Genomic DNA, 25,990 nt, shown 5'->3' with positions numbered 1-25,990 from the left:
CAAAATTCGTCCATGTCCACTGCTGCCCCAGATTCCGCATCCCCGACTATCCGTTCTAAGGCCATGCGCCCCGCCGCCAGCATGCTCATACTGCGCGACGGGCCGCAAGGCATGGAAGTGCTGATGATGCGCCGCTCACAACGCGACGACGACCGCAGTGCCGGTGCCTTCGTGTTCCCCGGCGGCACGCTCGATCCGCAGGATGCTGCACTGCGCACGTTATGCGTCGGTCTTGAGGACAAGGCGGCCAGCGCGCGGCTCAATGTCGCCTCGAACGGGCTCGATTACTACCTTTGCGCGGTACGCGAAGCGTTCGAGGAGGTCAGCCTGCTGTTTGCCTACGATGAGCACGGTCAACTCGTGCAGCTCGATAGCCTCGCGGAAGGCATCCGCCGGCAACTGCGGGAGGCGGCCGGCTATGGTGGCAAGGGGCTGGCGCATGTCTGCGAGATGCTGGGCCTGCGGCTTGCCGTGGACAGGCTTGCGTACAGCGCCTACTGGGTCACGCCGCCGGGCCTGCCCAAGCGCTTTGACACTCGTTTCTTCATGGCGCTGCTGCCGGCCAGGCAGACTGCGGTACACGATGGCGTGGAAGCTGTGAAGCACTGCTGGGTGCGCCCGGCCGATGCCCTTGATCCCGCCAGCAACATCACGCTGGTCAATGCCACGCGCAAGATCTTGCAATCGATCGCACATTTCGAGAGCGCGCAGGCCTGCTTCAACTTCGCTCAGCAGCAGCGCAACATAGCACCGGTCATGCCACGACTGGCCGGAGGCACGAAGGGTCAGCGCCCGGTGATGCCGGGAGAAGCGTCCTATGCGGAAATAGCGCGCATCGATCCCGATGGCGCCGGCCATGCACGCTACTCGCTGGAGCCAGGTCGTGCGGTCAAGTTGTCCGAACGCGTCTGGCGCGTGACGGCCAACAACGGCAACGTCATGACCGGGCCGGGCACCAACACCTACTTCGTGGCAGGCGCTGACAACAACTGGGCCGTGATCGATCCGGGCCCTGATGATGCGGCGCACTTCGAAGCCGTCCTGGCTGCCGCGCCGGACCCCGTCAAATGGATCTTCGTGACGCACACGCATCTTGACCATTCGCCCGGTTCGGTACGCCTGCGCGCCGCCACGGGCGCGCCCGTATTCGGGCGCGTGACAGCCATGACCGACCGCCAGGACCAGACCTTCGCCCCCGACCATATGCCGCAACACGGTGACGTTTTCGTCCTCGGACCGCATACAACGCTGCGCGTGATCCACACCCCGGGGCACGCGTCGAACCACCTATGCTACCTGCTCGAAGAAGAAAAGACCCTCTTCGCGGGTGACCACGTGATGCAGGGCTCGACCGTCGTCATCAATCCGCCCGACGGCGACATGCGCGCCTATCTGGCATCGCTGCGGGCTCTGCTGGACGAGGACATCGAGTGGATCGCGCCAGGTCACGGGTTCCTGATGAGCCAGCCCCATGACGCGATCCGCTTGCTGATCCAGCATAGACAGCAGCGCGAAGCCAAGGTTCTGAACGCACTGCGAGCGTTGGCCCCGGTGGATCTTGCCACGTTGCTGGCTAGCGTCTACGACGACGTGCCGCCGGGCAAACATCCCATCGCCCAGCGCTCGCTGCTTGCGCATCTGCGCAAGCTGGAGGCCGATGGCGTGGCGCGTGAGGCTGATGACGTCTGGCAGTTGCTGTAGTTGAGAAGGATCCGCAAGAATCTTTTGGGGCTAAACTGCGCTCTAGCTCTTCTCGTCGCAGCACAGCACCAACGCGTGTTCGGGTGGTGACATGTACAGGCCCACGATGTCTTTAAGCTTCTCGACGAACTTCGGATCGCGCGAGACCCATGAAGCCGCGCACGATGTGCGGCTTCAACCCGTGGGCGTGCCAATGGCGCATGACGGTGCTGGCGCTCACACCCAACTCGGCGGCCATCTTGCGCGTGCTCCAGTGCGTGGCCGCCACAGGCTTGGCTTGAGTTGTCAGCTCGCGCACGGGCGACATCACCATCGCCGGCAGCGGCATCGCCGCCGAGGGCGACGTGGCAGGGATAACGCGCGCCGGGATCAATAAATCCCAACAGGCGACAGATCGGAGGGTTACGGTCTTTTTGGCGAGAAATTCACGAATGCCGGCCGACCCTCTATATCGAGGAACGAATCCCCCAAGGCTGTCGCTTTCCTGAACTGATCTGGCAAGAACTCAAGCAGCGAGGCTATACGGGCAGTCGCGCCTCCGTGCAGAGTCGCGTGGTCCGCCTTTTCCGTAGGGCAAGGCACCGCTTGTCCAGGTACCCCTGCGCACGATGCCGTGCCCGTCAACGACCTGGAGGCGGAGTTGGGCGCGGCGCAGCGTCGGGCCGAACGGGCCGAGGCAGAAGCGGCGCCGGCGCGCCAGCTGCTGGCAGAATTGCGAATGGGGCCACCTGAGCGAGATGGTCGTGGCGGGCGGCGGCGCAAGGCCGGCGGCCCGGCGCCGACCGACAAGGAGGCGCCAGGCGAAAAGCTGGACGGACAGCAGGACGAGAATCAGGGCGCGCCAGCCGCCGCCTTGAACCCGGAAGACGGCAGCGACAGCAGTGGCGACAGCAATGACTGCAAAAACTGAGCGGGCGGCGGCGTTCCGCTGGATCCAGACGGAGATGGCCGACTACGGGCTGACCATGGAGGGGTTGGAAGCGGCGGGGTGCTTCGATCCGCCGCCCTCTCCGCCCCCGTCGCCACCCGCATCAGCGCCACCGCCACCGCCCGTGGTCTGCTACCGCAACGCCGCGGGACAAAGTTGGGACGGGCAGGGCGAGATGCCCGACTGGCTGCGGCGGGCGGTCAATGCGGGGCAGTCGGTGGAGTTTTTCCTGGTCGAATAGAAAGTCGATCTGATTGCTGCAGAGCGGGGTCAAAATTGAGCGTCGTATCCGCTTCAGCAAATGGGACGTCATCTCGAAACCCTACTTGATCACGCCGTATCGTCGCCCAAGCGCCACTGCCTGTGTCCGACTACGCGTCGCCAGCTTGGCGTTTATGTTGTGCAGATGCGTCGAGATCGTGTTCACGGAAACGTATAGCTTCTCCGCCAGTGCTTTATTCGAGTAGCCCTCCGCCACCAAGTTAAGGAGCTGAATTTCTTTCGGCGTGAGTGCCTCGGCTGGACCGGCTGTCGCTTGGTCCTGCATGAGATATAGAGCCTCGCTTTGGACGAGGGAACCGAAAGAGGCCATGAGGGATTGCAGATAGTCTGCAAACATCGGATCGACGTGCGCGGGGGTGGCGGCGAGCACCTCCTTCACCAAACATAGGGCGATCGCGCCTTCATCAACAAATACGCTGGCGGCACCCTCAGTAAACCCCGCTCTTAGCACAGGGATGCAAGCCGCGACCGCACCATCCTTGTCCCCCTCCAGGAAGCTGCCCATCGCGAGGAGTAGCTCCAACTTCAATCGGCGACGCTCCAACCCGTGTGAACGGGCATTACCTAAGAGCCCCTCAAGCTGCGCCCTGGCCTTTTTGCGAACGCCACAAGACAGCTCCCATCGCGCTTGGCCAATCTGGAGATCATCCCAATCGTGCGCAAGATGACAGCGCATGCTAATGTCATGCAGCGCTGGCGATTCAGCGGCACGAACCAACTCGTCTTGCGCAGCCGCGCAATGCCCTTGGCGCAGGAGTATCCGAGAACGCTCCAGGCGGGCGGCGACCTCAAACCTTGGCAAAGCGCGCTCCTGACCCAAGTACTCAAGCCGCAACAGGCTGTCAAGGGCCTGATCCACGTTTCCGCGGCGAAACTCGATTCGCGACAGCAACAAGTATCCCAGAATCGTATGATCCGAAAGCCAGGCCTCTTGCGCCAGGGGCAAGTAGACGAGCAGCAACTGCCGGGCGTGCTCGATATCCCCGCACTCATAGACGGACACCGCATAAAGCATCCCGGCCCAAGCATTGCCATGAAGCGCACGATCACTCGCGGCCTGTGAAGTTTGCAGGGCCAGGCGAAAGCGGGCCCGCGCTTGCCTCAACCGGCCGCCCAACAAATCCGTGATGCCTTCTACACACTCGGCGTACATGCGATGAAAACTGCTGCGCTCCATAGGCAGCCGCTGCCGCGCTCTGTCCAGCATGCGTCTTGACTCATCAAACAGTCCGAGCACCGTTGCGGCGGAGGCGACTACAGTTACTAATGATGAGTCAGCAAAAGGCGAGGGACTGGGCAGCGCGGTCAACGCTTTTCGTCCAGCCGTGTACGCTTCTTCCCAACGATCCATCTGGTTAAGCAATGTGACCCGCAACGCGGCCAAATGCGCACCCGCCTCGGCATCTTCGGCAACTTCGGGGCCAAGCGAGTCTAGCTGTGACTTTGCCGCCCGAGGGCCACGCGTATAGTCAATCGCCCAAGCCTTAATGACTTGCAAGAGAGGTGAGTCATTGAGCGCCGCGGCAGGCAAGAGGTCGAACCAACGGGTCAGCAACCCGAATCGTCCTTTCGTTAGCAACGACGTGGCATGTTCCTGCATGAGAGCGGTGGCTTCCACGAATTGCCCCCCTAGCAGCAAGTGTTCAATCGCCCGTACTTGCCGGCCCTGGATTCGATAGGCGTCCGCCGCTGCTTTGTGCAACCTCGGAAGCTCGCCGCCGGCCACGCGCTGAAGCTCGGAACGAAGAAAATCCGCAAAGAGGCTGTGATATCTCCACGTACCGCTCTGGCCCTCAACTGGCGCGAGGAAGACATGCGCAGCGGAGAGTTCGTTGAGCATGCTGCTGGAGTCCGCGTCAGGGACAAGCGCCTGACACAGGTCAACCGACACCTCGGTGAGGATCGAAGTCCGGAGAAGGAAAACTTGTCGTTCCTTGGGTTGCTTGGCGAGAACTTCCTCTGCCAGATATGCGGCTAGCCCGGTCTCAGGGCCCGAGAAACTAAGAATGACATCGCGCTGCCTGGCATTTCGGTCTAGCGTAAGGGCTGTTAGCCAGAGCGCAGCAGCCCAGCCTTCTGTTTTCGAATGCAGAAGGGAGAGATCGAGATCCGACAGCGCTTGTTGACTTCGCTGAGAGAAGAATCTTCGAGTTTCATCGAGAGTGAAACGCAAATCTCTCGTGTCGAGCTCGCGTAGCTGTCCCGTCGCACGCAACCGCCCCAGGCGCAGGCACTGTGTTACGCGGGTGCCAATGACAAATTTCCCGCCACGAGGGAGGCGATCGACTAGCTGTTCGATCAGTGACAACACCGCCTCTGAGCGAATCGTCTCGAATTCGTCGATGAACACGACGAAGGGGAAATCGATAGTGGAGAGCCGATCGACCACGTTCTCCGATTGACTTACCGCATACGTCGAATGTTCAGAGTCTTCTGGCTCGGGCTCCAACTGATCCAAAGCCGCATGGATGCTTGTGACAAACCTGGCAATGTCATTGTCGGCGGCATCGACGTTTAGCCAAGCAGTCGCAATACTTTTCTCTATCAGACGACGACGCGCCTGCGCCATCAACGTCGACTTGCCAAACCCCGCCGGCGCCTCTAGCAGCACCAACCGAACGGCTCCCGACTGAAGAATCGATTCAATGGCAAGTTCGCGCAATACATGGCGCGCATCCGCCGCGGGAGGGCTGAGCTTGACACTTGGCAAACTTGAAGACGCTGCTGAATCCAGATAGGTGCTCACGAGAATTTGACTTGAAGCGTGCCGCCGTAGCCGGATAGGAGTTCGGCCAGTTCAGCGTCGATAGTTTCGCGGGTCCGCCGCGCTTGCCGCGGAAGTCCAACATATTGCCACGATCGGGGTTGCCTTGCGGAGAGGTCTGGGGCCAGTGAGGCCAAGCAGAAGCCCCCGCACATGTCATTGATGTCGTGGCGTAGCGCTTAAGCCACCAATTCCCCGCGGCCTGAATGCAAAATGTGCGCAGATCGCGGCAACCTGGTCCAAGTGGGGCTTCTATCGGCGGCCGAAGGCTTCAGTCGGCCAGCATGAGGCGCTTTCCGGGACAGCTGGCGCTCGGCCCGGCAGCGAGCCTCCGCCCGCAGAAATCATGAATTCTTGTGATAGGCATCCCCAGGGCATCCCGGCACACTTGCTGGCAGCAATAGGGATAGACGTTGCCGAACATGACGTCTTCGCCGTCGGAAAAGCCAACTCTCCAGACCATCGTACGCGGGGAAATCATGTCGATTTCAGGGGATGAGTTTCGAGCGCGCGTTGCTCGCTGCCCAAGACGATCGAGTTTTTCGAGTCCCTGCCTCGTGAAGTAACCGGAAAGATCAGAAAGCGCGCGCTTCGAAACCCTTACTTGGGGGAAAGCGGGGCGCCGCATCTGGCAAACAGCCTGGCACATTTGCACATCGAAGGAGGCAAAGGAAATGGATTTGGGTATTCAAGGAAAAGTCGCATTGATCACGGGCTCAGCAAGAGGCCTGGGCTTTGCATCCGCACTGACGTTGGCGAAGGACGGGGTGCGCATCGTCATCAATGACCTGAAGCAAGAGGCAGTGGACCAGGCGGTTGGACGACTGAAAGAGGCCGGGCATGAGGCGATTGGCTTCGCGGCAGATGTGTGCAGTCGCGACGATATCAATGCCATGGTAGAGGCCGCCACGCGAATCTTTGGCGGTATCGACATCCTGGTGAATAACGCTGGCTTCACGCGAGACAAGTATCTGACCAAAATGTCGGAAGAGGAGTGGGATTCCGTCGTCTCCACCATTCTAAAAGGCTCGTTCCATTGCACGCGCGCAGTATTGCCTCACATGATGGACCGCAAGTGGGGGCGGATCGTTAACATCTCTTCGCGGGCGCATCTTGGGAACCCGGGGCAGACCAACTACTCATCCGCCAAGGCGGGGCTCATCGGCATGACTCGCTCACTGGCCTATGAGCTTGGGAAGTTCAACATCACGGCGAACGCAGTGGCCCCCGGCCTGGTCGCAACGGAGCTGGTGCGCGGTCTCGAAACTTACGAGAAGCTTCGTACCAATGCGCTGACCCGTCAGCCGATCCAGCGGATGGGGGAAGAAGACGATATCGCCGATGCGGTCGCGTTTCTGGCATCCGAGCGTGCTGGATTTATCACCGGCGAAACGGTTCACGTCACGGGCGGTCGATACTCGACTTGATGAATCACGGACCAGCCAACGCGTCGGGCGAGTTTCGAAGCCAGACAGGAGTGAGTGGCCGATTAGTATAAGGAGACACAATGATCGCATCGAGTTCACGTATGGCTTTGGTGGCCGCTCTGTTGGGATGCGGTTTCATGCAGCCAGCAGCAGCAGAGGAGTATCCCGCAAAGCCTATTCGACTAGTGGTTCCGTATCCCGCAGGGGGAATCACTGATGCCCTTGCAAGATCGTACGCCAAGGCGATTTCGGACGAATTGAGGCAGGCTGTTGTTGTAGAGAATAAGGGCGGGGCAGGGGGTAACCTCGGCATGGATACTGTCGCGAAATCGAAAGCGGACGGCTATACGCTGGGCTTCGGAACAATTGGTCCGCTGGCAATCAACGCCAGCCTTTTCAAGAAGCTTCCGTACGACCCCAAAAGGGACTTTCAACCGATCGCGCTACTCGCCTCGACGCCAAACATCATTGCCGCGAATCCGGCCAGCCCCTACACAACCTTGCAGGATGTGATTCGTGCCGCCAAGACGTCGAGTGTCGACTACGCGACCGGCGGAAACGGGACGAGCCAGCATCTGGCTAGTGAGATGCTTGACAGCATGCTCGGGCTCAAGATGACACATATTCCCTTCAATGGCGAGGGGCCAGCTTTGGCGGCTGTCATCGGGGGACAAGTACCGCTTTTGCAGCTTAGCTTCTCCGCAGTCTATGGTCAGGTCAAGGCGGGACGTCTCGTCGGTTTGGCCGTCACCTCGTCCAAGCGCAGCCCTTTGCTACCTAATGTTCCGACCGTAGCCGAGGCGGCTGGACTTCCGGACTTTGAGGCGTCCCCCTGGTTCGGTGTCGTTGCGCCCGCTGGCCTATCGAAAGCACTGACCGAACGGTTGAATGCGGCCAGCCTGAAGGCACTGGGATCCAAGGACTTCACTGAACGCATCTCCACAGCTGGCGGCACGATTCGGGGCAGCTCACCGGAGCAGTTCGAAGAGTTTATTCGCAAAGAGGTGGATCGTTGGGCCGTGATCGTGCACAAGACCGGAGCGACGGTTGACTGATAGTGCGTGCAGCGGACGTCGGAGGTCATGAAGGAGACTATCGGCCGCACCCTGTGAGCTGGAAGCATCGGTCGTCGGTCAGGGCGGGCGCTGTCTTCCCCTCATACATCGGCCAGCGCCACTGCGTTCATTCACATTGCCGGCCACGCCTTAGCCGGAGCAATAAACCAATTTCGGGAGGCTGTAAATGGTGGCGTCTTCGCACTTTCTCTCGCAGCCCGCTTGTGCAAGGAAAGCGGCTCACACGCGCACGATTCAACTTCAGGCGTATGAACGTCAGGACGGCCTGTGGGATCTGGAGGCGTTGATTGAGGACACGAAGCCTGAGGAGTTCGCGACTCAGACAACGCATTTCTCGTAGGGGTGCCCATTCACCTGATGGCCATGCGGGTCACCGTCAACGGTGCCTTGGATGTCCTTGCGGCAGAAGGCAGCATGCAGCGGATGCCATTCCCGTCGATCTGCCCGGAGGCGCAGTCGCGTCTTGAACGGCTGGTTGGCGCGAACCTGCTCAAAGGGTTTCGCCAGGAAATCTCCAAGCGCATATCCGCACATGAGCGCTGCTTGCATCTGTCGGAACTGGCGGCGTTACTGCCGACGCTCGCAGTGCAGACCATACTGCAGGCCAAGATTGTCGACGAAGTCGAGACGCAGCCGAGCTCTCGTCCACTGAAGATCGGCGGATGCCATGCGTGGAGAGAGGATGGCCCGTTGGTCATTAAGCATTACCCCCAGTGGTATCGACAGCCAGTGGCATCCGGAGATCAACCGGAAAATTCGTAGTGGAGAAGATGATGAAAGACAAAGTGATAGTCGTGACGGGCGCCGGCAATGGCATTGGCCGCGCCATTGCCTTGCTTTTGGGCGCCAACGGTGCCAAGTTGGTGGTCAACGACCTGGGCTCTAGCGGCAGCGGCGAAGGCAGTGATGTCGGCGCCGCGCAAACGGTGGCGGAAGAAGTCCGCAGCGCCGGTGGCGCAGCCGTGGCAAATACGGACTCCGTGGCTACACCCGACAGTGCTGAAGCGATCGTCGACACCGCAGTGCGCGAGTTCGGCCGCATTGATGCGGTCATCAACAACGCTGGCATCCTGCGCGATCGCATCTTCCACAAGATGAGCCTAGAGGAATGGAAGGCGGTTGTTGACGTGCACCTGAACGGCGCCTACTACGTCAGCCGCGCCGCTGCCACGTACTTCAAGGAGCAGGAGAGCGGCGCCTTTGTCCACATGACCTCGACCTCCGGTCTCGTGGGCAACTTTGGCCAGGCCAACTACGCGGCGGCCAAGCTGGGTGTGGCTGCGCTGTCGAAGTCCATCGCACTCGACATGGCGCGCTACAACGTGCGCTCGAACTGCATAGCCCCGTTTGCATGGAGCCGGCTGATCGGCACCATCCCCGCCGGGGACGAGGCCCAGCAAAAGCGCCTCGAACGCATGCAAGCCATGAAGCCAGAACAGATCGCGCCCGTGGCTGCGTTCCTTTGCAGCGATGCGGCGGCAGACGTGAACGGCCAGATCCTGGCGGTGCGCGCCAACGAGATCATGGTGATGAGCCAGCCGCGCCCGGTAGCGTCCGTTCACCGCTCCGAAGGCTGGACTCTGGAGTCAATTGCCGAACACGCGGTTCCGGCGATTAAGCGGGCGTTCTCGCCGCTGGAGCGTTCGCCGGACGTGTTCTGCTGGGATCCGATCTGAGGTAAGCCATGGCAATCGTCTACAACGACCTGAAGGCGTGGGCATTTCCCGAGGAAGTGTCTGCCTACACTGACAACGACTGCATCCGCTACGCGCTCAGCCTGGGCTTTGCCGCCGATCCGCTGAATGCGAAGGACTTGCCGTTCGTTCATGAAGATGGACTGCGCATCGTCCCCACGATCCTAGCCACGATTGGTTCGCCTGGCCCCTGGACGCAGGACCCGCGAACCGGCATCAACTGGATCAAGCTGCTTCACGGCGAGCAGCGGATGCGCTTTCATCGTCCGCTGGCAGTTTCCGGCGCCGCGCGCAGCAGTACGAAGGTCAGCCGCATCGTCGACAAGGGCGAGGGCAAGGGCGCGTTGCTGGTCACCGAGCGAACGGTGACGGACGCCGAAACGGGCGAACTGCTGGCAAGCATCGAGAACGTTTCGTTCTGCCGTGCCGACGGGGGCTTCGCAACGCCGCATGCGCCGGGCGACGCGCCGCTGGCACCGCTGCCGGCTAATCCCGAACGAGACCCGGATGCCGTCATGGTCATGCCGACTGCTGCGAACGCCGCGCTGCTGTACCGGCTTAACGGTGATCGCAATCCAATCCACGCTTTGCCGGATGCAGCGCGGAAGGCGGGCTTCGACAGGCCGATTCTCCACGGCCTTTGCACCTATGGCATGGCCGCGCGCGCAGTCATTCAGTCATGCTGCGATGGGCAATCCGAGCGCATGGCGAGCTTCTCGGCGCGCTTCTCTTCTCCGGTCTTTCCCGGGGAAACACTGCGCGTCGAAATGTGGAGGGAAGAAGGCCAGGTCAGCTTCCGCACCCTCATCGTGGAGCGCGGCGTTGTTGTACTGAGTCACGGCGTCGCCGACATCCGCTGACTGGCACGGGGCTGCCCAGTCGATCGCATCAACGAAAAGAGCATTCATGTCACCCATCGAAACCTATGCGCAGCAGACGCCCGATCGCGTCGCGTACTACATGGCTCCCTCAGGCCAGGCAGTGACCTGGCGCGAACTCGAGTTGCGTTCCCGGAAATGTGCCGCTGCCTTGATGGCATCCGGTCTCTGTGTCGGTGACGGCATCGCGGTGTTCCTCGAGAATCACGTACGCTACTTCGAGATCCTCTGGGCAGCTCACAGAATTGGCTTGTACTACACCACCATCAGCCGGCACCTGAAGGCTGAAGAGGTGGCTTACATTGTGCGGGACAGCGAAGCCAAGACGCTCTTCTGCTCCGACGCCACGCTCAATGACGTGGATGGCAGCGCGTTGCACGACCTGGCTGTCCGGCGCGTGATCGTCGGTGGACCTCAGCCGGGTTTCTCCACCTATGAGGCATGGCTGGCACAGGTCCCGGATGATGTGCAACTGCCGGACACACCCGAAGGCAGGGATTTCAGCTATTCGTCCGGCACGACCGGCCTGCCGAAGGGAGTCAAGCGGGCGCTCGGCGCCAAGACGGCCTATGACACAACGCGTACCAACTACAAGGAATTCGACACCAACTCGGTGTATCTTTCCACAGCGCCGTTCTACCATACGGCGCCTGTGCGCTGGAATATGTCCGCCATGCGGGCCGGGGCAACCTGCGTGCTCCTGGAAAAGTTCGACCCGGTCGATGCCCTCGAGGCGATTCAGCGCTACCGCGTGACGCACTCGCAATGGGTGCCGACTATGTTCGTGCGCCTTCTGCGCCTCGATCCTGCGCAGCGTGCGAAATACGACCTGTCGAGCATGGCGAAGGTCATCCACGCAGCGGCGCCGTGCCCCGTCCCCGTCAAGGAGGAGATGATCGAATGGCTGGGGCCGATCGTCTACGAGTACTACGGTGGCACGGAACTCGTGGGTCGAACGTCCCTTTCCTCTGAGGAGTGGCTCACGCACAAGGGATCCGTTGGCAAGCCCGAGTTCGGCGCCGTGCACATCGTGGGCGAGGGCGGCAAGGAACTACCCGTCGGCGAGACCGGCGTCGTGTATTTCTCCGGCGCGAGCCCGTTCGTCTATCACAACGATCCGGAGAAGACTCGCCAGGCATTCAATGAAAACGGTTGGGGAACGTACGGCGACATCGGCCATGTCGACGCCGAAGGCTATCTCTACCTGACCGACAGGCTGGCCAATACCATCGTTTCCGGCGGCGTCAACATCTACCCGCAAGAGGCGGAGAACGTCCTGATGACGCACCCGACCGTATTCGATGTGGCCGTTGTCGGGGTGCCAAACCAAGAGTTCGGCGAGGAGGTGAAAGCCGTCGTGCAACTGCACGAGCCCGGACTGGCAAGTCCGGAGCTGGCGCAAGCGCTAATCGCGCTGTGCCGCAGCCGCATCTCGGAAGTCAAATGTCCGAGAACCGTCGACTTCGTCGAAGCCCTGCCGAGAACCGAGACTGGCAAGCTCCTCAAGCGCCTGGTGAAGGCGAGCTATTGGCCCACCGAAGCGCGGGGAGGGCATTGAAAACGAAAGGACTCATGATGCGAACTCAGGAAAGGTACAGCGGTCGACTGCCGGCGCGAAGGGCACCAGTCACCCGATCGCGCACACCTGCACCGACGTGAGGCCGGATCGTATCTGGGGTGGCTCCAACGAGATCATGCGTGAAGTCATTGCCCGCACCCTCTGAAGCAAGGAAAGAACAATGAAGAAAGAACTCTCCCGTTCGGTCGCCATCGTAGGCGTTGCCGAATCGGAGCTCGGCAAAGTGCCGGGCAAGACCGCCCTGGAAATGCAGGGGCAGGCCGCCCACCTTGCCCTGCGCGAGGCCGGGCTGTCGCTGGCCGATGTCGATGCCGTCTTTGCGCATACCGACGATCGTTTCTCGTGCCTCCAGGTCGCTGAGTATCTCGGGATTCGCCCCAGCTACGTCGACTCGACCAATGTAGGCGGCATGTCGAATCTCATGCATATTCGCCACGCGATGGCTGCGATCGCCGCGGGGATGTGTTCCGTGGCCCTGGTTACCTACGGGAGCACCCAGCTCTCCGACGGCTCGCGCAAGAGCGGTGTGATTGCCGAGAATCCGGCCAACCCGCGCGGGCAGTTCATTTTGCCCTATGGGCAGCTCAGCCCCATCGGCTACTACGCGATGATCGCGCAGCTCCATATGCATCGGTACGGCACCGCGATGCGCGACCTCGCGGAAGTAGCGGTAGCGGCCAGAAAGTGGGCGCAGTTGAATCCCAAGGCGTATCGGCGCGAGGAGACCTCCATCGAAGAGGTCATGGCCTCCCCGGTGATCGCCTCGCCGCTGCGCACGCGGGATTGCTGCCTGGTGACCGATGGCGGTGGCGCCCTGGTGATCACCTCGGCGGAGCGCGCGCGGGACCTCAAGGCCAAGCCGGTGTATGTCATGGGCGCGGCCGAATCGTTCTCGCACCATTACACGCCCTTCAACACCGAAGACTGGCTCGATACGCGCGTGGCGCAGACGGCCGACGCCGCGCTGAAGATGGCTGGCGTGACGCGCGAGGACATCGATGTCGTACAGATCTACGACCACTTCACCATTGGCGTTATTCAGGCACTCGAGGAACTGGGCTTCTGCGAGCGCGGGGAAGCCGGCGACTTCGTCGCCGGTGGGGCGCTGGCGCCTGGCGGACGCTTCCCGATCAATACCTCGGGCGGCGGCCTGTCATTCGGTCACCCCGGGATGTTCGGGATGTTCGTCATCATCGAGGCAGTGAGGCAGCTACGTGGGGAATGCGGCGCGCGCCAGTTGCCCAAGGCCGAGCTTGCACTGTGCCACGCGCCTGGCATGGTGTTTTCCTGCAACACCACGATGATTCTCGGAGTCTGAAGATGAGCGACATTCAACGTACTCTCCCCCAGCCGACCCAAATCACCGAGGGCTACTGGCAAGCGGCCAACGAAGGTCGGCTGGCTGTCCAGTGCTGCCAGGATTGCGGCAAGCACCAATTCCCCCCGCGCCCCTTCTGCCTGAGCTGCGAGTCGGACAAGGTCGACTGGCGTGACGTATCCGGCGAGGGAGTGATTTACACCTATACGATCAACTACCGGTCATCCGACGCCTACCTGAAGAAGAGACTGCCCTATGCCGTCGTGGTGGTGAATCTGGATGAGGGTGTGCGAATGATGGCGAACCTCTTCAACGCCGATCCGAACGAGATCGCCATCGGCAAGCGGGTGCGCGTGGTTTTCGAGCGGGCGTCCGAGACGATTCAGCTTCCGCAATTCGAGCTGGTGAAACCCTGAAGTCGCTGACGCCAGTTTAAAAAAACCAGTCGCCCCCGCGCCCCGGACGGGATGCGGGCGCGACTGGCAGTATGGACGGGCATGTCCCCTACCAGGAAGCAGAAAGCCATGTCAGTACGATATCCCCATATTCTCGACCCCCTGGACCTGGGCTTCGTCGCGCTGAAGAACCGCATTGTGATGGGCTCGATGCACACGGGGCTCGAGGAACAGCCGGACGCGTACGAGCGCATGGCGGCCTACTATGCAGAGCGTGCCCGGGGCGGAGTCGGCATGATCATCACGGGCGGCGTCTTCCCGAACCTTGAGGCGGGCCGCGGCTCGAAACTGTCGACCCCTGAGGAAGCCGGGCAGCACCGCTTGGTGACGGAGGCCGTCCATGCGGCGGCGCCGGATGTAAAGATCTGTATGCAGATCCTCCATGCGGGCCCGCTCGCAGACAACCCGGACTGTGTGGCGCCGTCTGCGCTGAAGTCGCGAGTTGGCCGCTACACCCCTCGGGAACTGTCCGAGGACGACATCGCGCAGTTGATTGCCGACTACGCGCAGTGCGGCAAAATGGCCCAGCTCGCGGGATACGACGGCGTCGAGATCATCGGTTCCGCCGGCTACCTGATCAGCACCTTCCTGGTCCGCAAGACCAACCTGCGCTCCGACCGTTGGGGCGGCTCTTGGGACAACCGCATGCGGCTTCCCCTCGAGGTCGTTCGGGCCGTCCGTGCTGCGGTGGGGCCCGACTTCATGGTGATTTTTCGCATCTCGGCGATGGATATGCTGGAGGGCGGCCTCGCCTGGGAGGAAGTTGTCTCCCTCGCACGATCACTGGAGTCCGCGGGCGTCAACATCCTCAGCACGCATTTCTGCTGGCATGAGGCGCCGGTGCCGACGATTGCCACCATGGTTCCGCGAGCGGCATTCGCCAGCGTGAGCGGGCGACTGCGCCGTGTGGTACGCATTCCCGTGATCACGAGCAACCGGATCAATATGCCTCAGGTTGCCGAGGCGGTGCTCGCACGCGGCGACGCCGATCTGGTCTCGATGGCCCGCCCCATGCTGGCCGACCCCGAACTCGTCAACAAGGCGCGCGAGGGACGGGAGGACGAGATCAATACTTGCATCGGCTGCAATCAGGCCTGCCTTGACCACACCTTCAGCGGGCACAAGCAGGTGACTTGCCTGGTGAATCCACGTGCGTGCAACGAAACCCGGCTCAATCTCTCACCCGCTGCCCGGAAGAAGCGCATTGCCGTGGTTGGGGCGGGGCCTGCCGGACTCGCCTTTGCGACGGCGGCGGCGCAACGTGGACACGCAGTCACGCTGTTTGACAAGGCATCCGAAATCGGGGGGCAGTTCAACCTGGCGAAACGGATCCCTGGAAAAGAGGAGTTCCATGAGACCCTCCGCTACTTCGCCCGGATGATTGCGAAGCTCGACATCACGCTGCGTCTGAACACCGTCGTCGATGCCTGCATGCTCAAGACGGGAGGCTTTGACGAGGTCGTGATTGCGACCGGAGTCAGTCCACGCGTGCCGGACTTGCCCGGCCTCGATAGCCGAAAGGTGGTCCCGTACATCGATGCGATCCTAGGCCGCAAGCCAATTGGCAAGCGCGTGGCCATCATGGGAGCGGGTGGCATCGGCTTCGACGTGGCGTCGCTCATCACGCACGTCGGAGTTTCCCCGGCGCTTGACGTCGATACCTTCGCTCGCGAATGGGGCATCGACTTCCAGAACCACCCCCGCGGTGGCGTAACCGGGGTCGTCCCGCAGATTGCCAGGGCGGACCGCGAAGTGTGGCTGATGCAACGCAAGGCAACTGCGGTGGGCAGGAACCTGGGGCGTACGACTGGGTGGACCCATCGCATGGTGCTGCAGCGACGGGGTGTCCACATGGTGTCGGGAGTTGAGTACCTGAAGATTGATGCCGCTGGATTGCACACGCGGGTCAATGGCGAGTCGCGGGTGTTCGACGTCGACACGATCATCATTTGCGCCGGCCAGACGCCTTTGCGAACGCTATATGAAGAACTGCAGAAGGAAGGCGTGCAGGCCCGGTTGGTCGGTGGTGCGGACGAGGCCGCGGAACTCGATGCCAAGCGGGCAATCGACCAGGCGACACGGATGGCTGCGGAGGTATAGGGCTCATCGAGGAATTCATGCGAGATCGAACCAGGCGAAGAGCCGTGGCCATTCTGCGCGATGCAACTCGGCAACTGCCTTCAGGGCTCTGATAATCATATAGCCGGCCTCCCCTCCGTTCGGGTCGAACGGCTGGCGTAGAGTCGAGTTGCGAACTGACGTGACGCACAGGAGGCCGGCATGAACAAGTTTAGTGGAATCGACCTGCACTCGAACAACAGTGTGGTTGTGGTCAGCGATGAAGCTGACCGGGTTATCTACCAGCGGCGGTTACCAAACGATCCGGTCCAGATCCAGACAGCCCTGGCGCCGCATCGTGACGAGCTGGTGGGGGTGGTAATCGAAGCCACGTTTAATTGGTACTGGCTGGTTGATGGCCTGATAAAAGATGGCTACCAAGTGCATCTGGCGAACCCCGCAGCGATCAAGCAGTACGAGGGGTTGAAATATAGTGGGGACTTCGCGGATGCTGCCCATCTCGCACAACTGCTGCGTCTGGGGCTATTGCCAGAAGGCTACATTTATCCAGCAGAAGAACGTCCGGTGCGCGATCTCTCGCGCAAGCGCATGCAACTGGTGCAGTGTCGAACGGCCCAGATCCTCGCGATCGAGAACCTGTTCTCACGCCACACTGGTGGGCAGATGCGGGGTGAACGGGTCAAGCGTCTGGATCAGACACAGGTCAGCGAATTCGGCTTTGCACCGGATGTGGCACTCGCGATGCAGGCCAATCTGGCGGTGATGCAAACCTTGCAGGAGCAGATCGAAATCCTCGAGAATCGACTCATAGAGCGGGTGAAACTGCAACCCGACTACGTGTTGCTGAAGTCGGTGCCCGGCAGTGTGGACAGCCGGCGCGAAAGCAATAGCAGGAAGAAAGGCGAAGGCAATACAAAGAACGGCAACAAGTATCTGGCGTGGGCATTTGTCGAGGCGGCGAACTTCGCCATGCGCTCGTGCCCGGAAGCCAGGCGCTTTTACGAGCGCAAGAAACGTGCACGTAACGGGATTGTCGCGATCAAGGCGCTGGCGCACAAGCTGGCGCGCGCCTGCTATCACATGCTTCGGGAGCACAAGCCATTTGACGTAACCCGCTGCTTTGGCTAAAAGGCGGTGCAAGGGGAACGAGCCCGGTATTGCGACTGGTGAAAAGCCATGGCTCTGATTGGGTCTTCCCTTTGCCCCGCTTCCTGTTTGCAGATAACCGGGTCGCCTAGACAATGAGCCACGCTTGACTGGCGTTGCGCAGGCAACAGCCACGGTTCTGAAACCCATTGGACCTTGTCTGGCACCAACGTTTCTCTGGGGCGGCACCGCCGCCAGGGCGATCGACAATTCATCGCCGATCGCTTGATCCCGATGGGTGTCTGGTGCGATCCGGTTCGCAACCAGCCGCGAGAAAACGGATGCGATACCGCTGGCCCTGCAGGCAGCCTGCGACAGGATAACGGAAGGAATTTCGCCGGATTGGCATGACGATGAAAATGATCATCATCATGCCAATCCGGCGATGGGGAAGATTTGCGCCTTGACTTCGGCCGACTAATGGGTGTCGCAATAAGCCTCCGGTAGAATGAACCGGTGTCGTCCTGGTACGCGGTCAGTGGAAGTACCTGTACCGGGCGGTCGACAAGGCGGGCCATACCATCGACTTCCTGTTGCGCGCCCAGCGCGATAAGGCTGCGGCGCGGCGCTTTCATCAGCGCTTGCACGTTGTCACGATCAACCTCTGGCACTTTTGCCATGACGACCTGCTGAATCACGGATAGCGCATCCTGATCGGGTTGCAGCACGACGTCCCGCATCGTTTGTTTGATCATATCACGCCAGGCAAGGCGTAGTGGATTGGGTTCCGCCAGATCCTGCTTGATGGCCAGGTACTCTTGCGTTGAGCGCTCGTAGGCCCAAACGTAGAGATCGCGCAGCAATTCTGCCAAGGATGGCGCGGCTATGAGCTTGCTCCGGCACATCCAGGAACGTCAGCGGACAAAGGTTTGCACGGAATAGCGGCAGATTTGCCACCAGGCGCGAGGTGCGTTTGTTGACGTCCACGAATGGCTGCAGGTATGGCAGGTGCACCAGCACGAAGAATGATTGTTCAAAGGGATCGGCAATCTGGTTCACTTTCTCGAGCAGGAAATCTAGTGCGACCTCAATTTGCTGTGGTGCTGAGAGGGGACGGTAAACAGTTTGGCCAATGTCCACGGCGTGCCGGCGAATCCGGCCTTCATCGGCAGGATTGGGCAACAGGTTCTCCGACAAGGCGCTATGCAGGTTCATTAAGGTATAGCGGTCGAAACCGACCGTACCGATATTCTCCGTCCGATGGTGGGAATCCGACTCGTGGCCCACGCTGCAGGCCGCCTGGAATAGGCTTGTGCGACGAACGGGGTGAACGTTTGATGGACGAGATGCTTGCAGCGCTGGTACCGGCTCTTCATGCGCTGATTTCTCTGGATCCACCGGCGGCTGCGGCACAGTGTGGCCTTACAGCCTGAGAGCCCCCAAACTATCGGCGCCAATGGACCGTGCCGATCGAGGCAAACGGCTGGCTGACTGGGGCTTGGCAAGGCCCAACTCTGCTGTGCACATTATGCATACATTGCCGGATCTCAGTTGTCCAATGCGCTGCCTTGGTTTGCAATCCATGTATCAAGAAGCATCAAGCACGTGCCATGATTCCCACGGATCGCACATAGGCCAACCTTCTTGCAGCGGAGGCACGGCGCGAAGGTGGCGTGATGAAATGGCGGCTTCGCGGTTTCGCAAGGCCGAAAGACCTCAGGCGCCTCGATGGCCATCGCTCCATCCCGTAGGAGATGTATAGTGATCGACAGAATTGATCTGGACCACCCGGACCGCGCAGTGCTCAGAGAACTGAGAGGGCTACGGACGGATATTCGCAGCATGCGCCGTCGGGCGAACAGGGCCGCCAGCGCCGCGGGGCGGCCGGGCACGGATGCTTACCGGAACGCGCTGGTCGAGATCCTCGACAACTGGATCGGCAACTGCAGCGGACAACAACAACTGGTCTGCTTCGCAGCGGCCGCCGAGATGGGCTTCTTGATGGAGCGGCATGTGGACCGCTGCCGTGCCACCGCCATGCAGTCGGGGCGTGAGTTATTGCGCGTGCTCTACTGGACGGTTGTGCGGCAATGGCCCGTGCCGCGCCGTTTCCGTGCCGGCGGCGCAACGGCGCCAATCCCTCCGGCCCAATCCCCGGGCACGGTGGCGCTGCAACCATTGTGCGGGGAGTGCGCAGCACTGCAGCAAGACTCGCGCCGCGCATCCGGTCATCCGCAACTGTGCCAGGTCGCGCCGCTCGCGCGGCAGCGCTATTCCGCGTATCTCGAAGTCATGCAGTGTGAGCACCAATGTCGCACCTGCGATGCGCATTGGATGATGAATTGCAGCGACGCCAGCCCATTTATCGGCTGGGCGTTGCGGTCAGTCAGCGCTGCGGGCCGTTCGTATTCGCCATTGCCTTCCGCTTTGATATGGCATCAGGCCACCGATCGATGCCACTGGGGCGAGGAGTGAATCGCCAGCCGCCTGGCGGCGTCCATGGTCAAGCCGAAGCGATCGTAGAATGCAGCGTCGAGATAGCTATTCTCGGGCCAGCCGGCAAAGCGCCCAAGGTCGCGCATGGCAACATAGCCGCCCGTGGCTTCGAACAGCACCCTCATCAGCCGTTGCGTTCGGCATAGATCGGTGAGGGCCATCCCTTGTGAGAAGAGTATGCGGCGCAGCTGTGCGGTCGACATATCCAATCGTTCGGCGATATAGGCGGCGCTCCACGCGACCTGGGGCTGCAGGAAAACGCGCTTGCAGATGCGGTGATGCAAGGCCGCCGGAAGCGCTGCCGGCGCCATGGTATCGATCTCCAGGGTACAGGCAGCAGGTTGCACATTGCAGCCGTCCAGATACAGGTCCATGGCATCGAACGGATCGATGGTGATCTTTTGCCCGGGGAGCAGCAAGCGCTCATAGCCGCGCCGCAGGATGACCAATCTCCCGTGCGCGCCGATAATCGACAGCGGAAACGCCGGCAGCAGTCGATGCAAGCTGATGTGCATGTGGGACTGCAAACGAACGCGCATAGCGACCATGCGATTGCCGGACACCCCGTTCACCGCCAAGAGAAAGCCGTCAGTGATTTCATGATCGTGACCGTGAATCTGACACCAGCTCGATGTGAGCTGCACATAGCGTCGTATCGAGCTGATGGCGATTTTCCGGGCCTTGGTCGCGGGCGCGACACCGGCTTCCATTCATGCCCTTACAGGCATGAATGGAAGCCCCTCGCTTCAGGTTTAGGTTCAGGCTGGCAACTCGAGAACAGTCCGGGCCAGGATGTTGCGCTGAACTTCATTCGCTCCGCCGTAGATCTTGGCAGCACTGGCATTCAACAAAGGGGCGAGCAGATGCACGCTATTGCCACCAACATTGACCGCACCCGCCAGTGCAGCGGAATCGCCTGCGTAGCGCGTGATGGCGAGCCCGATCCGCTGGTAGGTCTCCGTAGCCCAGATCTTGAGCATTGAAACCGAAGGCGGCAGCCGTTCCCCGCGTTTGACGTAGTCTGCATACCTGGTGTACAAGGCGCCGAGATCGGCGACATCCAGCGCCAGCTCGGCATATGCCGCTCGGAAGGCGGGGTCGTCCATCAGCCCGCCCGCCTGGCCCAGCGCGCGCAGGTGCCCCAGCGCATGCTGCGACTGTTTGGGGCTACCCAGGTGCAGGCGCTCGAAACCGAGCAGCGCCTTGGCAATGGTCCAGCCGTCGTTCAGGTTCCCCACGAGGTTTTCGCGCGGCACGCGCACGCCGTCGAAAAAAACCTCGCAGAACTCGCTGTGCCCGGCGAGATCGCGAATCGGCCGCACCGTGATGCCCGCAGACTTCAGGTCACATAGCAGGAAGCTGATTCCTGCTTGCGGTTTGGCGGCCTTGTCCGTACGCACCAGCATGAAGATGTGCGTCGCATCCTGCGCCAGCGTGGTCCAGATCTTCTGGCCATTGACGACAAAATGATCGCCATCCAGCGTGGCCTCGGTGCGCAAGCTGGCAAGGTCCGAGCCCGCATTCGGCTCAGAATAGCCCTGGCACCAGATGTTCTCGCCACTGAGGATGCGCGGCAGGAACTTGTGCTGTTGCGCGGGCGTGCCGTAGTGCATCAGGATTGGCCCGACCATCAGAATGCCCTGGTCTGGCGCACGCGCCACGCCGTACGACTCGAACTCCTCGAACCACGCGATCAACTTGGCCGGAGGCAGCCCCATCCCGCCATGCGCGACCGGCCATGCCGGGGCGATCCAGCCCTGCCGGGACAGGCAGTGGTACCAGTCGCCGATCTCGTCCCAATGGACGCGCCGCGGCATGTGGCGCAGATGATCGGGGTAATGGTGAACCAGGAAGGCCCGTAGCATCGCACGGAACTGGTCGTCCGGCATCGCCTCCCAGTCGGCTGCGCTTGGGAACTCGCCAGTCCAGTCCGCCACCGTGCTGTCCTCAGTGGTGGCACCTGCCAGTTCGAGCCAGCGCTCCTGCAGGGCACGTTCGGTTCCGAAGCGCGGCATCAGCGCGAGAATCCGCTTTAAGTACAGGCCGACGTCGCACTCGTCGGTAATGCCCATGGCACCATGCAGATGCACCGCGGCGAGCGCCGCATCCATCGCGGCGCGACAAGCGCGCAGCTTGGCTCGCAACGCTCCCGCCTCGAGCAGGCTGGTCTTGCCATCCTCGGCTTGCGGCGACACGGCCTCCTCAAGGCACGCGCGCGCAAGCTCGACTTGCGTGCGCACGTCGACGCAGCGGTGTTGCAACACCTGGAAGCTGCCGATGGCCCGCCCGAACTGCCGCCGCTGCGTCAGATGCTCCAGCGTCAGTTCCTGCAAGCGCTCCGCAGCGCCCACCAGCTCCGCCGCATACAGGATGCGCCCAACCTGCACCGCGTGGGTGAGCAACGCTTGCACGTTCTCACCCTCTGCCATCACGGCCTGATCCTGCACCGTACCGCCGCTGAAGCTCAGGCGCGCGCGACAGCGGCCGTCCGCTTCGAGCTTCGGCTCGATTGCAAGATTTTCATCTTCGGCGCTTACGTGCAGCAGCACCGGCTGGCGTTGTTCGTTGACGGCCGCGATAAGCCAGCCGTCCGCGGGAGCGGCCGGCACCACATAGGGAGCGGTGCCGGACAGGCGCCGAGTACCATCGGCGCCGCGCTCAATCCTGCAACAGTCAGCGCCGCCGTCGATCCCTTCCTGCAGGTCCAGTGCCATGCCGATGATGTGCTCTCCGGACAAGACGGAAGCGAGCAGTGCTTGCGCTGCCGCAGTCTGCGCATTGGCAAGCAGCGTCGGCACCACGCCCGCAGTCGAAGTGAACGGCTCCGGTGCCAGCCAGCGGCCAACCTTGCGCGCCACCGCCGCGGCCGCGCGAAGCCCGAGGCCTAGCCCATCCTGTGCGGCAGGAACGAGTATTGCTGGCCATCCCAGTTCGGCGAATGCCTGCCAATCGTCTCTGCCGAACTCCGCTTGAGGCAGCGAGTCTTGCTCAGAGGCGCGCCTATGCCGGGGTACGGCCAGTCCGCCCCGATCCTTGAAAAACTTTTCGGCTGAGTCTTCGATCGCTGCAAGCAGTTCCTCAAGTTCAGCCCGGGAGTCTTGTGTGGTTTCCATCGAATGTGACGCGCACGGTGCGCTCTGCGTAGTTGTGATTTCTGCACGGCTGCGCCGTCTTGCGGTGCTGCCATTCTCAGGAGTCTGCGGCCTCCGGTGTTCGAAGCCAGGCAACTGATTGCGATCAAGGTGACCAGGTAAATGACCCTGTCTCCTTGATCGATAGATCGCACTGCCCGGCGCCGATTATCGGACGCCTTCTTCCCGCGCCAGCAGTCCACGGCCGATGACCTGGGCCTGGATTTCCGCCGCGCCTTCGAAGATATTCAGGATGCGCGCATCGCACAGGATGCGGCTCATCTCGAATTCAAGCGCATAGCCGTTGCCGCCGTGGATCTGCACGCCGGCATCGGCATTGCTCCACGCCACGCGGGCTGCCAGCAGCTTGGCCATGCCGGCTTCGATGTCGCAGCGGTGTCCCTTGTCCTTCTCGGATGCAGCGAAGTAAGTGATCTGGCGCGCTATTGCGGTCTCGGCGATCATCATGGCGAGCTTGTCGCCGACGCGGGGGAACTCCACGATGGGCTTGCGAAACTGCTTGCGGTCGCTGGCGTAGCGCCAGGCGAGCTCGAACGCGCGCCACGCGACACCGACCGCACGCGCCGCCGTCTGGATGCGTGCGCCCTCGAAGGTTTGCATCAGCTGGCGGAAACCCTGACCCCGCTTGCCGCCCAGCAACCCGCCTTCGGGCACGCGGAAGCCGTCAAAGCCGATTTCGTACTCCTTCATGCCGCGGTAGCCGAGCACGTGAATTTCACCGCCAACCATGCCGGCTGCCGGAAACGGCTGCTGGTCGTTGCCGCGCGGCTTTGGCGCGAGGAACATGCTGAGGCCCGCATGGCCCTCCACGTCCGGCTCGGACCGCGCCAGCACTGTCATCAGGTCGCTGCGCGATGCGTGCGTGATCCACGTCTTGTTGCCGTCGATGCGCCAGCCATCATCGCAAGGCGACGCCCGGGTACGCAACGATGCAAGATCCGAGCCGGCATCGGGCTCGGTAAAGACCGCGGTCGGCAACACCTCGCCCGAGGCGATTTTGGGCAACCAATCATCCTTCTGCGCGGGCGTGCCGGCGCTGGAGATCAGTTCACCTGCGATCTCCGAGCGCGTGCCCAGCGAACCGGCCGCAATCCAGCCCCGGCTCAGCTCCTCGGTGACGATGCACATGGCCAGCTTGCCCAGGCCCATGCCACCGAACTCCGGGTCGATACAAACGCCAAATGCGCCAAGGTTGCCCAGTTGGGCCACCAATGCATCCGGGATCAGTTCATCGGCCAGATGCCAGGCGTGCGCATGCGGCACGATCTCGTTCTCGGTGAAGCGGCGGAACTGGTCGCGGATGACGTCCATATCGTCGTCGAACACCGTATCGGAAATCACCGAGCCTTGCCGGTACTCCTCAATGAGTGCCGCCCGCGCATCCGGGCCACCGTGGGCGACGAACCAGCGCACGCTGTCGTGCGCGGCCAGTTGCGCGGCCTGCGCCTCAAGTCCCAGCTCATGGGGCCGGAAGATCTCGCTTTGCGACATCGGGATGCCGCCTGCAAGCTGGTTCAGGTATTCAGCGACGCCGACGCATACCGCCAGTTCGTCGGCCCGCCCAAGCGTGTCCTGCTCCGCCAGGCGTAGCGCCCAGTGCGCAGCCCGGACCACTGCCTCAGCCGTGGTTGCCATCCACGCCAGACCGTGGACAGCGCGTTGGTGGCGTTCCAGCAGGCCGGCATCGACACGGCCATCGGTCTTGCAGAGCTGGGCCACCTCACCCGAGACGGCGGCAGCGTAGGTCCGCACCGCCGGCGCAATGGCCTGGGCGTGTGCAGCGAAATCAGAGTGTATTGGCATGATGTTCAGAAGGGCAGCCGGGACAGCGCCGCGAAAGAGTTGACTACCGTGCAGGGCCGGAGATGACGCCAGCGTCATGCAGCTCACCGATCCGCGCAGAGGACAGCGACAGCACCTCGGCCAGCACCTCGTCGGTGTGCTCGCCCAGGTAGGGCGCGCGCGGCACCGCGTGGCGGGGAATTCCCTGGAAGCTTGCCATGGCGCCTGGTGCCGGATAGCGATGTCCGCTTGGATGGTCGAGCGTGGTGAAGAGCTCGCTGTCGGTGGAAAAGTGCGGGTCCTCGGACAGGGCGCTGCGCAGCGTCCGGTACGGCGCCCAGCACACGGCATTGGCTTCGAAGATCGCTTTCACGGCGGCCAATGGACGGGCAGCGATGGCCTGCTCAAACAGCGGGAACAGTGCGTTGCGATGCTGGAAGCGCTCGCCTTCATCCCTGGCGAATGACACGCCAAGCGAGGCCTCCAGCGCCGCAACTGTATCGCCCAGCTGCAGCGCCGCCACCAGCCCGGACCATTGTCGTGCCGTAATGGCTACCACCATCACGCGCTGCCCGTCGGCCGTGGTGAAATCCCGGCCGAAGGCACCGAACAGGTCGTTGCCCTGGCGGGGGCGATCTCCGTCAGTGAGCACCTCGGCGATCTGGCCCATGTGGCCAACCGATGCCAGGGCGACATCCGACAGGGGCACCAGTACTTCCTGGCCTTGGCCGGTCTCGCGCCGGAACCGCTCCGCGGCCAGCAGCGCAAACGCCGCATAAGAGCCGGTGAGCAGATCCCACGCGGGCAGGACATGGTTGACCGGATCGGCGCCATTGGCCGCGGAGCCGGTCATATAGGGGAGTCCAAGGGCCGCATTGACCGTGTAGTCCAGCGCTTGCGATCCGTCATTCCAGCCCATGACGCGTACGGTTATCAGGTCGGCACGGCGCTGGCGCAGGGCTTCATGAGACAGGAAGCCGTCCTTCGGGAAATTGGTGACGAACAGGCCCGATCCGGCTCCTTGCGCGGTAATGATATCGACCGCCAGGCTACGGCCCTGTGGCCGGGACAGATCGATGGCGATTGATTTCTTCCCCTTGTTCAGTCCTTCCCAATAGAAGCTGTCGCCACGGTCCGACACTGGCCAGCGGCGGAAGTCAGGCCCGCCGCCGACGGGATCGATGCGCACGACTTCCGCCCCGAGTTGCAGCAGGTGCAAGGCGCTGGAAGGTGCGGCAATGAAGGATGCGCATTCCACCACGCGCATGCCGTTCAGGATCTGGTACATATGCC

General features: G+C 62.0%; 21 protein-coding genes and 3 pseudogenes. 17 read left to right on the top strand and 7 right to left on the bottom strand.

Annotated features, from left to right (window positions below; all coding sequences use genetic code 11):
• The first annotated feature begins 12 nt into the window (after positions 1–12).
• Entirely contained in the window at positions 13–1,701 is a 1,689-nt protein-coding gene (locus AC5WJ1_RS30105; RefSeq protein WP_494477118.1) for an MBL fold metallo-hydrolase, read from the top strand.
• A gap of 112 nt (positions 1,702–1,813) precedes the next feature.
• On the opposite strand, the gene AC5WJ1_RS30100 is transcribed toward AC5WJ1_RS30105, so the two are convergent.
• Positions 1,814–2,008: a hypothetical protein gene (locus tag AC5WJ1_RS30100; RefSeq protein ID WP_494477117.1), complete on the bottom strand. Its 195-nt coding sequence runs from the start codon at positions 2,006–2,008 to the stop codon at positions 1,814–1,816.
• A 306-nt stretch (positions 2,009–2,314) separates the two neighbouring features.
• Between AC5WJ1_RS30100 and AC5WJ1_RS30095 the strand changes: the two genes are divergently transcribed.
• On the top strand, positions 2,315–2,611 hold the full coding sequence (locus AC5WJ1_RS30095; protein ID WP_494477116.1) for a hypothetical protein: 297 nt from the start codon (positions 2,315–2,317) through the stop codon (positions 2,609–2,611).
• Positions 2,595–2,870: an H-NS family nucleoid-associated regulatory protein gene (locus tag AC5WJ1_RS30090; RefSeq protein WP_494477115.1), complete on the top strand. Its 276-nt coding sequence runs from the start codon at positions 2,595–2,597 to the stop codon at positions 2,868–2,870. Before AC5WJ1_RS30095 ends, AC5WJ1_RS30090 begins: the two co-directional genes overlap by 17 nt.
• Before the next feature lie 81 nt (positions 2,871–2,951).
• Here the strand turns inward: AC5WJ1_RS30090 and AC5WJ1_RS30085 are convergent, their stop codons facing one another.
• On the bottom strand, positions 2,952–5,657 hold the full coding sequence (locus AC5WJ1_RS30085) for a winged helix-turn-helix domain-containing protein (protein ID WP_494477114.1): 2,706 nt from the start codon (positions 5,655–5,657) through the stop codon (positions 2,952–2,954).
• Between the two features lie 692 nt (positions 5,658–6,349).
• Here AC5WJ1_RS30085 and fabG point away from each other — a divergent pair.
• From fabG to AC5WJ1_RS30020, 13 genes and pseudogenes are all read left to right on the top strand, one after another.
• The gene (gene fabG / locus AC5WJ1_RS30080) at positions 6,350–7,102 is read left to right on the top strand and encodes a 3-oxoacyl-ACP reductase FabG (protein ID WP_494477113.1); all 753 of its coding nucleotides are present in this window, start codon (positions 6,350–6,352) and stop codon (positions 7,100–7,102) included.
• A gap of 80 nt (positions 7,103–7,182) precedes the next feature.
• Positions 7,183–8,157 carry a Bug family tripartite tricarboxylate transporter substrate binding protein gene (locus AC5WJ1_RS30075; protein WP_494477112.1) on the top strand — a complete coding sequence of 325 codons (975 nt, stop codon included), beginning with the start codon at positions 7,183–7,185 and terminating at the stop codon, positions 8,155–8,157.
• 187 nt (positions 8,158–8,344) lie between these two features.
• Positions 8,345–8,518: a DUF2889 domain-containing protein gene (locus AC5WJ1_RS30070; protein ID WP_494477111.1), complete on the top strand. Its 174-nt coding sequence runs from the start codon at positions 8,345–8,347 to the stop codon at positions 8,516–8,518.
• Positions 8,518–8,940: pseudogene (locus tag AC5WJ1_RS30065) on the top strand (DUF2889 domain-containing protein); the annotation flags it as partial. The gene AC5WJ1_RS30070 and the pseudogene AC5WJ1_RS30065, both read left to right, overlap by 1 nt.
• 8 nt (positions 8,941–8,948) lie before the next feature.
• The gene (locus AC5WJ1_RS30060; protein ID WP_494477400.1) at positions 8,949–9,854 is read left to right on the top strand and encodes an SDR family oxidoreductase; all 906 of its coding nucleotides are present in this window, start codon (positions 8,949–8,951) and stop codon (positions 9,852–9,854) included.
• A gap of 8 nt (positions 9,855–9,862) precedes the next feature.
• Positions 9,863–10,732 carry a MaoC/PaaZ C-terminal domain-containing protein gene (locus tag AC5WJ1_RS30055; protein WP_494477110.1) on the top strand — a complete coding sequence of 290 codons (870 nt, stop codon included), beginning with the start codon at positions 9,863–9,865 and terminating at the stop codon, positions 10,730–10,732.
• Between the two features lie 46 nt (positions 10,733–10,778).
• A complete protein-coding gene (locus AC5WJ1_RS30050; protein ID WP_494477109.1) occupies positions 10,779–12,308 on the top strand; it encodes an AMP-binding protein in 1,530 nt (509 codons plus the stop codon).
• Positions 12,277–12,474, top strand: a complete 198-nt coding sequence (locus tag AC5WJ1_RS30045) for an acyl-CoA dehydrogenase family protein (protein WP_494477399.1) — start codon at positions 12,277–12,279, stop codon at positions 12,472–12,474. Before AC5WJ1_RS30050 ends, AC5WJ1_RS30045 begins: the two co-directional genes overlap by 32 nt.
• A 15-nt stretch (positions 12,475–12,489) precedes the next feature.
• Positions 12,490–13,647, top strand: a complete 1,158-nt coding sequence (locus AC5WJ1_RS30040; protein WP_494477108.1) for an acetyl-CoA acetyltransferase — start codon at positions 12,490–12,492, stop codon at positions 13,645–13,647.
• A 2-nt stretch (positions 13,648–13,649) separates the two neighbouring features.
• Positions 13,650–14,063 (top strand): Zn-ribbon domain-containing OB-fold protein, encoded by a 414-nt coding sequence (locus AC5WJ1_RS30035; protein ID WP_494477107.1) that lies wholly within the window; start codon positions 13,650–13,652, stop codon positions 14,061–14,063.
• Positions 14,064–14,171: 108 nt separating this feature from the next.
• Positions 14,172–16,202 carry an oxidoreductase gene (locus AC5WJ1_RS30030; RefSeq protein ID WP_494477106.1) on the top strand — a complete coding sequence of 677 codons (2,031 nt, stop codon included), beginning with the start codon at positions 14,172–14,174 and terminating at the stop codon, positions 16,200–16,202.
• Positions 16,203–16,382: 180 nt separating this feature from the next.
• Entirely contained in the window at positions 16,383–17,309 is a 927-nt protein-coding gene (locus AC5WJ1_RS30025) for an IS110 family transposase (RefSeq protein ID WP_494477105.1), read from the top strand.
• Positions 17,310–17,788: 479 nt separating this feature from the next.
• A pseudogene (locus tag AC5WJ1_RS30020) lies at positions 17,789–17,908 on the top strand (DDE-type integrase/transposase/recombinase); the annotation flags it as partial.
• Here AC5WJ1_RS30020 and AC5WJ1_RS30015 read toward each other — a convergent pair.
• Positions 17,879–18,554: pseudogene (locus AC5WJ1_RS30015) on the bottom strand (Fic family protein); the annotation flags it as partial. The pseudogenes AC5WJ1_RS30020 and AC5WJ1_RS30015 sit on opposite strands and share 30 nt — an antisense overlap.
• A gap of 474 nt (positions 18,555–19,028) precedes the next feature.
• Here AC5WJ1_RS30015 and AC5WJ1_RS30010 point away from each other — a divergent pair.
• Entirely contained in the window at positions 19,029–19,742 is a 714-nt protein-coding gene (locus AC5WJ1_RS30010) for a hypothetical protein (protein ID WP_494477104.1), read from the top strand.
• Here the strand turns inward: AC5WJ1_RS30010 and AC5WJ1_RS30005 are convergent.
• From AC5WJ1_RS30005 to AC5WJ1_RS29990, 4 genes are all read right to left on the bottom strand, one after another.
• A complete protein-coding gene (locus AC5WJ1_RS30005; protein ID WP_494477103.1) occupies positions 19,706–20,473 on the bottom strand; it encodes an AraC family transcriptional regulator in 768 nt (255 codons plus the stop codon). The genes AC5WJ1_RS30010 and AC5WJ1_RS30005 overlap by 37 nt on opposite strands.
• A gap of 48 nt (positions 20,474–20,521) precedes the next feature.
• On the bottom strand, positions 20,522–22,876 hold the full coding sequence (locus tag AC5WJ1_RS30000; protein WP_494477102.1) for an acyl-CoA dehydrogenase family protein: 2,355 nt from the start codon (positions 22,874–22,876) through the stop codon (positions 20,522–20,524).
• Between the two features lie 186 nt (positions 22,877–23,062).
• A complete protein-coding gene (locus AC5WJ1_RS29995) occupies positions 23,063–24,718 on the bottom strand; it encodes an acyl-CoA dehydrogenase family protein (protein ID WP_494477101.1) in 1,656 nt (551 codons plus the stop codon).
• A gap of 43 nt (positions 24,719–24,761) precedes the next feature.
• Positions 24,762–25,985, bottom strand: coding sequence for a CoA transferase (locus AC5WJ1_RS29990; protein WP_494477100.1), 1,224 nt, complete (start codon positions 25,983–25,985; stop codon positions 24,762–24,764).
• Positions 25,986–25,990: the final 5 nt, after the last annotated feature.

The organism is Cupriavidus sp. MEYA8 (assembly GCF_059278825.1).
This window is presented reverse-complemented; position numbering and strand designations above follow the sequence as displayed.

Excerpts from the sequence above, each read along its gene's own strand:
- AC5WJ1_RS30040 (WP_494477108.1), top strand. The coding sequence starts at position 12,490 with ATGAAGAAAGAACTCTCCCGTTCGGTCGCCATCGTAGGCGTTGCCGAA.
- AC5WJ1_RS30070 (WP_494477111.1), top strand. The coding sequence starts at position 8,345 with ATGGTGGCGTCTTCGCACTTTCTCTCGCAGCCCGCTTGTGCAAGGAAA.
- AC5WJ1_RS30025 (WP_494477105.1), top strand. The coding sequence starts at position 16,383 with ATGAACAAGTTTAGTGGAATCGACCTGCACTCGAACAACAGTGTGGTT.
- AC5WJ1_RS30075 (WP_494477112.1), top strand. The coding sequence starts at position 7,183 with ATGATCGCATCGAGTTCACGTATGGCTTTGGTGGCCGCTCTGTTGGGA.
- AC5WJ1_RS30035 (WP_494477107.1), top strand. The coding sequence starts at position 13,650 with ATGAGCGACATTCAACGTACTCTCCCCCAGCCGACCCAAATCACCGAG.
- AC5WJ1_RS29990 (WP_494477100.1), bottom strand. The coding sequence starts at position 25,985 with ATGTACCAGATCCTGAACGGCATGCGCGTGGTGGAATGCGCATCCTTC.
- fabG (WP_494477113.1), top strand. The coding sequence starts at position 6,350 with ATGGATTTGGGTATTCAAGGAAAAGTCGCATTGATCACGGGCTCAGCA.
- AC5WJ1_RS30030 (WP_494477106.1), top strand. The coding sequence starts at position 14,172 with ATGTCAGTACGATATCCCCATATTCTCGACCCCCTGGACCTGGGCTTC.
- AC5WJ1_RS30000 (WP_494477102.1), bottom strand. The coding sequence starts at position 22,876 with ATGGAAACCACACAAGACTCCCGGGCTGAACTTGAGGAACTGCTTGCA.
- AC5WJ1_RS30060 (WP_494477400.1), top strand. The coding sequence starts at position 8,949 with ATGATGAAAGACAAAGTGATAGTCGTGACGGGCGCCGGCAATGGCATT.
- AC5WJ1_RS30005 (WP_494477103.1), bottom strand. The coding sequence starts at position 20,473 with ATGGAAGCCGGTGTCGCGCCCGCGACCAAGGCCCGGAAAATCGCCATC.
- AC5WJ1_RS30055 (WP_494477110.1), top strand. The coding sequence starts at position 9,863 with ATGGCAATCGTCTACAACGACCTGAAGGCGTGGGCATTTCCCGAGGAA.
- AC5WJ1_RS30090 (WP_494477115.1), top strand. The coding sequence starts at position 2,595 with ATGACTGCAAAAACTGAGCGGGCGGCGGCGTTCCGCTGGATCCAGACG.
- AC5WJ1_RS30105 (WP_494477118.1), top strand. The coding sequence starts at position 13 with ATGTCCACTGCTGCCCCAGATTCCGCATCCCCGACTATCCGTTCTAAG.
- AC5WJ1_RS30100 (WP_494477117.1), bottom strand. The coding sequence starts at position 2,008 with ATGTCGCCCGTGCGCGAGCTGACAACTCAAGCCAAGCCTGTGGCGGCC.
- AC5WJ1_RS29995 (WP_494477101.1), bottom strand. The coding sequence starts at position 24,718 with ATGCCAATACACTCTGATTTCGCTGCACACGCCCAGGCCATTGCGCCG.
- AC5WJ1_RS30050 (WP_494477109.1), top strand. The coding sequence starts at position 10,779 with ATGTCACCCATCGAAACCTATGCGCAGCAGACGCCCGATCGCGTCGCG.